We start from the raw sequence: 8,582 nt of genomic DNA on the forward strand, positions 1-8,582 counted from the left end.
CCCGGGGCCGGGGCCGGGGCCGGGCCGTTCGCCCGCCGGGCCCCGGCCGGGCGCGCGCCGGCCCCTCCCGTTACCCCGGTATCCGGGCTCGCAGGGCCTGGACGAACCAGCCGAGTTCCGCTGTCAGGCTCTGCGGGGCGCACCAGCCGTTGATCACGGCGAGCAGTTGCAGGTACCGCTCGCGGCGGGGGTCGTTCGCGCTCTCCAGCCGGGTCAGCAGCCGGCGCCGGAGAGCGATGTCGTCGGGGCGGCCCAGGAGGTGCGCGTACGGGGCGGTGAGCGCCGCGACGACCGGATCGGCCTGGGGTGAGGCCGGGTCGACGCCGGTGGCCAGGGCCGGGCCGGCGTGGTCGCGGACGGCCGCGACGGGATCGCGGTGCACGCCCGCGGCGGCGCCCTCGGCGCGGTCGGCCGCGAGGTGCTCGGCCGTGCGCCGCATGCCGGCGCGGAAATCCGGGTCCTGGGACAGTTCGGCCAACTCCACCCACGCCTCGACCTGTTCGGTCTCGGGGCTGTCGGGCAGTTCGGGGGTCATCGAGCGTATGACCCCCGCGAACGCGGGGTCGCCCAGGGCGCCGAAGACGGTGTCGAGGAAGTCGCCGATCAGGCGTCGGCGTTCGTCCTCGGAGAGCTTGGCCAGCTTGTGCATGAGATCCATCTCCTCAGGGGTGGAGCCGCGCCTGGCCACCGCCGTCAGCACCGCGCGCCGCAGGCGCAGGGTGGCGATCTGCACCGCCAGCGCCTCGGCGTGCGCCGCGGCGACCTCGGGGAGCGAGACCTCCCGCTCCACGACCCTGCGGATCGTGGGCAGGTCCAGTCCCAGGTCACGCAGCGTGCGCACGAGGTCCAGGCGGGCGAGGGCCTCGATGCCGTAGAGGCGGTAGCCGACCGGGCTACGGTCGGTCGGCGGCACGATCCCGCTGTCGGAGTAGAACCGGATCGCCTTGACCGTCAGCCCGGTCCGCCGGGCCAGGTCACCGATCGAGTAGAGCGTGTCGCCGTCCATGCCCCCCACCCTCCCGTCTCCCCCTACCGGAGACTCAAGCCGGTCGCGCCCCGGCACGCCCAGGAACCACACCGACGCGGTCGGGGCCGGGCGCATCACCGCGACGCCCTTCGACACCGCGATCCTGCGCGACTGCCCCGGATCACTGCCGCCAACGCCCCGCCCCGGCGTCCGGCGGGCCCCCGCACCGGCGGGCCCTTGCGCGACCGGGTGCTGCTCCACCTGCTGCCGGACGGCCCGCGCCCGCGCCCGCGTCGGATCGTCGACACAGGCCCGGAGGACTTCCACGGGCCGGACCCCTTTCACCGGTCCGTACGGCACGGGTGGGTGGTTCGTGCGCCCCGCCCGTGTCCTGCCGGCCGGTGAGGCGTGAACGCCGTGACCGCCGGGCGCAGGGTCCGCCCGGCGGGCACGGCGTCAGGGTTTGCGGTCAGGGTGCGAGGGCCATGGCGAAGATGTGGTGCGCGGTGCCGGAGGTGGCGCTCCCGGCGGGGAGGGTGACGGAGGTGAGCTGCTTACCGGCGGGCAGCGCGACCTTGTGGAGCCACAGGGAGGCGGTGTGGTTGTAGGCGGGGGTGCTGGGGTCGTTGTAGGGGGTGTCGTGCTGGTTCTGGTAGGAGACCTGCTTGACGAGGGTGTTGCCGTTGGTGGCGGAGGTGTTCCACCAGTCGGTCAGGGCGAGGGTGAAGGGCTGGGTGCTGCCGTCGGAGAAGCGCAGGGTGCCCTGGGCGGAGGGGGCGTTGTTGGTGGCGAATCCCACGATGCCGAGGGTGGATCCGGTGCCGCTGACGGCGACGCTCTGCCCGGTGGCGTGGACGTGGTCGGGGGTGCCGTAGCGTCCGGGGTGCCAGGTGAAGGTGACGCCGGCGGTGGTGACCTGCTGGCCGGGGACCAGGCCGGCGGCCTCCAGGGCGTCGCCCGAGAAGGTGCGGCCGCTGAGGGTGGCCGAGGCCAGGGCGCCCGCGGTGGCGTTGTCGTCGGAGGTGACCGCGATCTCGTTGTAGAGGCCGGCCAGGGGCAGGGCCTCGTCGGCCGGGGCGGCGTTGTAGGCGCCGCGGTGGGGGGCGGTGGTCGCGGAGACGGGGTTGCCGAAGAAGTCCTGGCCGCCGTTGTTCGCGATCACGGCGCCGCTGCCCAGGGCGGGCGAGCCGGACCTGAGCCGCAGACCCGGGCCCGCCGAGTCACCGGTGAGCTTGGGGTCGGTGGTGACGGCGTGGGTGTCCCCGGCGGGGGCGGCGATGCCGCCGTGGTAGACGTTGGAGTCGAAGACGACGCCGCTGCCGGTGGCGAAGGAGCCGGACGGGGCCACGAAGATGTTGTTCTTCACCACCTTGTTGTTGCCGATCGTGTCGACGATGGGCCTGGACGGGCAGTAGAAGGTGTTGTTGTAGATGTAGTGGGTGCCGGGGGTGCCGCTGCTGAGCACCATGCGGCAGTCGTCGACGGCGACGTTGTAGCGCAGGACGACGTCGGTGTTGCTCGTGCCGGTGTTGGCCGGGTTGGAGGCGCACCCGGACACGCAGTTGAGGTAGAAGCCGCCGGCGTTGCCGTACGAGTAGTTGTACTGGTAGGTGCAGGTGCCGGTGACGCTGATGTCGCAGTCCCAGGCGGTGGCGTCGAAGCTGGAGGGCTTGCTGCCTCCGACGGTGTTGTACTGGAAGGTGGGGTTGCTGCTGTTGTAGGGCCACATGCCCGCGAAATTGCCGGCGACGAACGGGTACTTGCCCAGGCCCAGGTCGGTGGCGGTGTTGTACTCCACCAGCGGCGAGGCCGAGTTGTGGACGACGATGCCGTCGCCGCCGGCCTCGTCGATGCGGTTGCCTGCGATGTGGACGGCGGTGTGCTTGGTGCTGGTGTCACCGGCGAGTTTGATGCCGCCTCCGCCGGTGTCGTGGATGTGGTTGTCGGTGATGGTGATGCCGTCGAAGTGGCCGACGCCGCCGGAGACCTTCACCACGATGCCGGCGGAGGCCGAGAACCAGGAGGCGTTGGCGCCGGTCTTGTCGCCCCAGCCGGAGGTGTCGGACACCTCCAGGCCGGTGATGACGATGCCGGCCTTGTGGGCGGCGGTGGTGGACTCCACGAGGACGCCGTCGCGCAGGCCGCGGTCGCTCGCGTCGTTGCGCACGTGCAGGTCGCGCACGGTCCAGTGGGACTGGTCGACCAGGCGCACGGCGGCGATCGCCCCGGCCCCGTCGACGACGGGCGCGGGGCCGGCGCCGTAGGAGGTGATGGTGACCGGGGATCCGGCGGCGCCCGATCCCCGGGGCTGCAGGGTGCCGGTGCAGGTGGTGCCGGCCTTGAGGCTGAGGGTGTCCCCGGCGGCGAAGACGTGCGTGTTGGCGCCGGCGAGGGAGTTCCAGGGGCTGGTCTGGGTGCCGCTGCCGGCGGAGGCGGCCGAGCAGTCGAGGAAGTACGACGTGCCGGCGGCGGCCGCGCCGGTGCCGTTGGCGAGGACCAGGCCCGCCACCAGGGCGGCGGCGCCCAGCAGGCCGGTCGTGGTGCGTCCGAAGGGTCTCATCGGGGCCCTTTCGCAGAAGAGTGGGGGTGGGTGGGGGTGGTGCTCCGATACCGAGGGGGAAATCGGGCCGTCCACGGTCGGGGGAACCGAACGGATCGGTTTCGGCAGTGCCGATATTGAGAGCCTTCGGGTCGACTGTCAATACACCCAAAGATGGCGGACCGCATCAATGCGGATACGCGAGCACGAGCATTCCGCAAAATCCGCGGTGACGGCCCGAGAGACCCTCCCGGGGCATGCAAAAACGTGCGGTACCGGCGGGCGGACCGCATGAATGCAAAAACGAGAATATGCACGCCGGCGGGCCGGCGGTGAATTCTGTGGCGAAACGCCGGAAAGGCATGCCCGAAGGCGGCGCGCGACCGACGGAAGGAAGGCCGAGCAGGCCCCGAAGGCGCCGCACGACGCGCCCGCCCCGGGCCCGAGGCCCGCCCCGAAGGGCACGAGGCGGCGAACGGGAGCCGTGCCGCGTCGACGCACTGACGGCACGTCCCGCCGGTACGGCAGGGGCGAACGGGATCCCGGCGCACGAGGGCTCCTGACCGCAGGGGTGGCGCGGCAGGAGTCGGGAATAACGGCAGTCGCAGACTCCGGTCGGAGCTGGGCCGGTACCATCTTCATTCCCGATATCGATCGAAGTCAAGACAATTGGACCGAATGATCAAATGATCCGGCATGCCGTCGCAAAATGCCCGGTCCGTACCCGCGCGGAAGACCGTCCCGGCGCTGACGTGAACGACGCTTTCCGCCGTGCTCGCGGCGCCGGAATTGCCCCGCCGGCAGCCTAGGCGTCCAGACGCGGAGTGCGCGAGAGTGCCGCCACGGTCTCCGCGGGGCGACGGGCCGCCGATCGGCCGGAAATCGTACGGGGATGGCCACGTACCGACCGGGTCAATCCCCGACCGGGTGGATCCGTCCGCCGGGTGGCGGGTCGGGGGGCGCCCCCGGTCATCCGCTTTTGCGGTGCGGCGGGCGGGCACGGCGCCGGGTCCCGTCGAAGGTTCCCCAACCCGGGTGGAGGGCAACCGGCCCCGGCGCCGCAAAGGTGCCCGGGGCCGCGCTCGCACCGCCTCCCCCGCTCGTTGCGGGGACGTGGCACTGGAACTACGTTGACAGCAGGGTGCGAGGAGGCCCGGCGGGTTCGTGGAGGTCGGCCGTGGCAGTGGACCGTGATCGCGAGGGCACCGGTACGGGACGTGGTTTCGCGCTGGTGGGCCGGCGCCGGGAGCTGGATCTGCTGCTGAGCGCGCTGACGGTCCCGCCGGCGGTGGTGCTGGTCGAGGGCGAGGCCGGCGTCGGCAAGTCCCGCCTGGTGCAGGAGGCCGCCACGGTGCTGGCCGGGCGCGGGGTGCGCGTGGTGACCGGCCGGTGCCATCCGCTGCGTGAGCCGCTGCCGTTCGGCCCGGTGCTGGACGCCCTACGGGAGAGCGCCGACCGGCTGCCCCCACCCGAGCGCCTCAACCCGCAGGCCGGGGCGCTGGCCCCGCTGCTGCCCGCCCTCGCCGCACACCTCCCACCGCCGCCGCCACCACCGCAGGACCCGAGAGCCGCACGCTTCCAACTGATGGGCGCGGTGCGCTCCGTGCTGGACACCGCAAGTCCCCTGGTGCTGGTGGTGGAGGACCTGCACTGGGCCGACGAGGCCACCCGCGAACTGCTCCTGCTGCTGGCCCGTGACCTGCCCAGGCGGCTCGGGCTCGTGCTGACCTTCCGCCGTGAGGACCTGCCCGCCGACACCCCCGTGCTGGGCGCCCCCTACCGCAGGCCGGGGCGCACCAGCGGCGCGGAGATCCACCTCACCCCTCTCACCGAGGACGACGTCCACCACCTCGCCGCCGCCGTCCTCGGCCCGCGGGTCAGCACCGCCCTGGGCCGCACCCTGTTCGCACGCAGCGCCGGCCTGCCCCTCGTCGTGGAGGAGGACCTGCTCACCCTCGCCGACCGGGCCCACCACCCGCGGCCGGGTCCGGGCCGGGCGAAGGGCGACGGTGCGAGGCGGCCGGGCAGTGCGCCGAGGGACGACGTGTCGGATCCGGACGACGTGTCGGCCCTGGAGGAGGCCGCCGTCCCCCGCGGACTGCGCGAGGCGGTGACCACCCGGATGGCGGCCCTGTCGCAGCCCGCCACCGCGATGGTCGAGGCCACCGCCGTCCTCGCCGTCCCGGCAGACCAGAACCTCCTCACCGAGGTCACCGGTCTGGCCCCCCAGCAGGCCGGAGCGGCCCTCGCGGAGGCGCTGCGGGCCGCCGTCCTGCACGAAAGCGGCCCCGGCCGCTACAGCCTGCGCCACGCCCTCGCCCAACAGGCCGTCTACCACCACATCCTCGGCCCGCGCCGACAGGAACTCCACCGCCGGGCCGTCCGTGTCCTGTGGACCACCCCCGCACCACCCCTGGTCCAGATCGCCCACCACACCCGGGCGTTGGGCGACATCCCGGCGTGGCTGCGCCAGGCCGAGACCGCCGCCGACCAGGCCATCGCCCTCGGCGACGAAGGCACCGCCACCACCCTCCTCCACGAGATCCTCGGCCAGCCCCACCTGGAGCCCGATCTGCGGACCCGCTGCGCCCTGACCCTGTCCCGCATCGCCGTCAACGGTGTCGACCACACCACCAGCACCACCGCCCTGCGCCGCATCGTCTCCGACCCCCGGCTCCCGAGCGCCGCCTGCGGCGAGATCCGCCTGACCCTGGGCCTGCTCATGCTCAACCAGGCCCGGGACGCCGCCGGAGAACGCGAGCTGGAACGGGCCGTCGAGGAACTGGCCACCCGCCCCGAGGCCGCCGCCCGCGCCATGACGGCCCTGGCCCTGGACGATCGGAAGTCCCCACAGGAGGCCCGGGCGTGGCTGGAGCGGGCCGAGAACGCCGTCCGTGCCGGCCCCGACCGTGGCGCGCGGGCCGCCGTCCACGCCGCCCGCCTCTGCCTGATGGCCTGCGCCGGGGAGCGCGACGTGTGGGACCTCGTCGATCGGCTACCGCGCGACGACCCGGACCCGGAGGTCCTGCGTCAGAGCGCCCGCGCCCTCTACAACGTGGCCGACGCCGCGCTCGGCACCGGCCACGACACCCGCGCCGAGGCCCTGCTCCACGAGAGCCTGGACCTCGCCCGACGACAGGGCACCCAGGTCGTCCTGGAGTGTCTGGGCGCCATCGACCTCCTGCGGCTGGACTGGCTGGCGGGCCGCTGGAAGCACCTGGAGGCCGACCACGCCGCCCTCACGGCCCGGTATCCCGACATGGTCAGCGCGGCCTGCGACGCGCACCTGACCTCGGGATGTCTGGCCGCCGCCCGCGGGCAGTGGACCCGCGCCCTCGACCGGCTCGGCCGGGCGGAGCGCATCGCACAGGCGGCCACCGAGGTGGACTGGAAGCTGCGGGTCGCCGCGGGCATCGCCCAGGTCCATCTCGCCCGGGAGCAGGCCCAGGACGCCTGGAACGCCACCACCCCGGCCCTACGGGCCCTACGCGCCGCCGCCTGCTGGCCGGTGGCCGGCGCCCTGGTACCGGTCGCCGTCCAGGCCGCACTCACCGGCGGCCACCACCAGGACGCCGCCGACCTCGTCACCGAGGCCGAACACGCCCTCGACGGCGTCGACGCACCCGCCGCGCACGCCCAGACGCATCTCGCCCGGGGCCTGCTCCTCCTGCACGAGGGCGACACGAGCGGCGCCGCCCACCACCTCGGCCACGCCCACACCGCCCTGCGGACGATCGGCCGCCCCTACCACGCCGCCCGCGCCCTCGAGCAGTACGCCCGAGCCCTCGCCCCCACGGACCCCCGCGCCGGCGCCGGCCACCTCGCCGAAGCCGCCGCCACCCACACCGCCCTCGGCGCCACCGCCGACGCCGCCCGCTGCCAACAGGCCCTGCGCCACCTCGGCCTGCACCGCCCCACCCCCCGCGGCCGCCGCGGCTACGGCGAACGACTCTCCCCCCGCGAGAGCCAGGTCGCCCGGCTCCTGGCCACCGGCGCCACCAACAACGACATCGCCCAGGCCCTCGCCATCTCCCCCCGCACCGTCGAACAACACGTCGCCAACACCCTCAGAAAACTCCGCACCACCCGCGACGGGATCCTCACCACCACCGACCACCCGTAGGACCCGGCCCGGCGGAAGGGTCACAGGTCCGCCCAGCAGGTGGCACCCCACCCCCCCGGGCGGGAGCCGTGCGCGGCGGCGAGCCGGGCGATGATGGCGCGGCCGCGGCCGCATTCGTCGGGCGCGCGGCCCACGCCCGGGGCACCGTCCCCGGCCGCGGGCCCCCCGCCGTCGACCTCGATGCGCAGGGCCTCGCCCCCCACGGGGCGCTCCAGGTGGAGGGCGATCGACGCAAGAGCGTGCTCGACCGCGTTGGCGACCAGCCCGCAGACGACGAGCAGGGCCTGATCGATGGCCTCCTCGCCGACACCCCACACCCGGAGCATGGCACGGGTCGGACACCGGGCAACGCCTACCGATGCGGGGTGGCGGGCGAGTTCCCAGACGCCGGCGCCGCGCCCGGGCGGGGCGCCGACGGCGCAGGGCCGCGCGGAAAGTACGGACGCGGACCACGCCGTGCGGTCCGCGATACCGCCGAGCGCTCCGGCGGGGAGGCCGACGATGGCGTCCATGAGTGATCTCCTCTACCGACATCCCGATCGAAATGTCCGCCCCGCCCCCCTTCGCCCCCCTCCACGAGGCCCGCGAACCACGCCCGAACGACCACCGGCGAGGTCACGGCGAGATAACAGAACACCCCGGTCGCGCGGGAACGACACGGGGAAGAGCCCGTGGTCGAACGCGGTCGCGGACGCGGTCGAACCCGGTCCGGGCCGTCATCGCCGCCCACGGGACGGGGCCGGCCGGGGCCCGCGCACACGGGACGGGGCCGGCCGTACACCGGGCAGGACGCGGGGCAGGGGCAGGGCGGGGCCGGGACGTGGGAGCCGGTGACCGAAACCCGTGCCCGCGGCGGTGGTTCACGCCGCGAACCGTCGCACGGCGGTGCGGTGCGGTGCGCCCGTGTCCGCGTTCGCCGCGGTGCGGGGCCGGGCCGCCACCCCGCCACCGGC

The 8,582-nt window shown here is 74.3% G+C and carries 4 protein-coding genes; 1 reads left to right on the forward strand and 3 read right to left on the reverse strand.

Annotation, left to right across the window (positions count from 1 at the left end; all coding sequences use genetic code 11):
• Positions 1-70 precede the first annotated feature (70 nt).
• Positions 71-1,006 carry a MerR family transcriptional regulator gene (locus ACWEQL_RS38710; RefSeq protein ID WP_452155670.1) on the reverse strand — a complete coding sequence of 312 codons (936 nt, stop codon included), beginning with the start codon at positions 1,004-1,006 and terminating at the stop codon, positions 71-73.
• 430 nt (positions 1,007-1,436) lie between these two features.
• On the reverse strand, positions 1,437-3,527 hold the full coding sequence (locus ACWEQL_RS38715; RefSeq protein ID WP_452155672.1) for a right-handed parallel beta-helix repeat-containing protein: 2,091 nt from the start codon (positions 3,525-3,527) through the stop codon (positions 1,437-1,439).
• 1,156 nt (positions 3,528-4,683) lie between these two features.
• On the opposite strand from ACWEQL_RS38715, the gene ACWEQL_RS38720 reads away from it, so the two are divergent.
• Entirely contained in the window at positions 4,684-7,629 is a 2,946-nt protein-coding gene (locus tag ACWEQL_RS38720; RefSeq protein ID WP_452155674.1) for an ATP-binding protein, read from the forward strand.
• 20 nt (positions 7,630-7,649) lie between these two features.
• Here the strand turns inward: ACWEQL_RS38720 and ACWEQL_RS38725 are convergent, their stop codons facing one another.
• Positions 7,650-8,141 carry an ATP-binding protein gene (locus ACWEQL_RS38725; protein ID WP_452155676.1) on the reverse strand — a complete coding sequence of 164 codons (492 nt, stop codon included), beginning with the start codon at positions 8,139-8,141 and terminating at the stop codon, positions 7,650-7,652.
• Positions 8,142-8,582: the final 441 nt, after the last annotated feature.

This window comes from Kitasatospora sp. NPDC004240 (genome assembly GCF_053603215.1).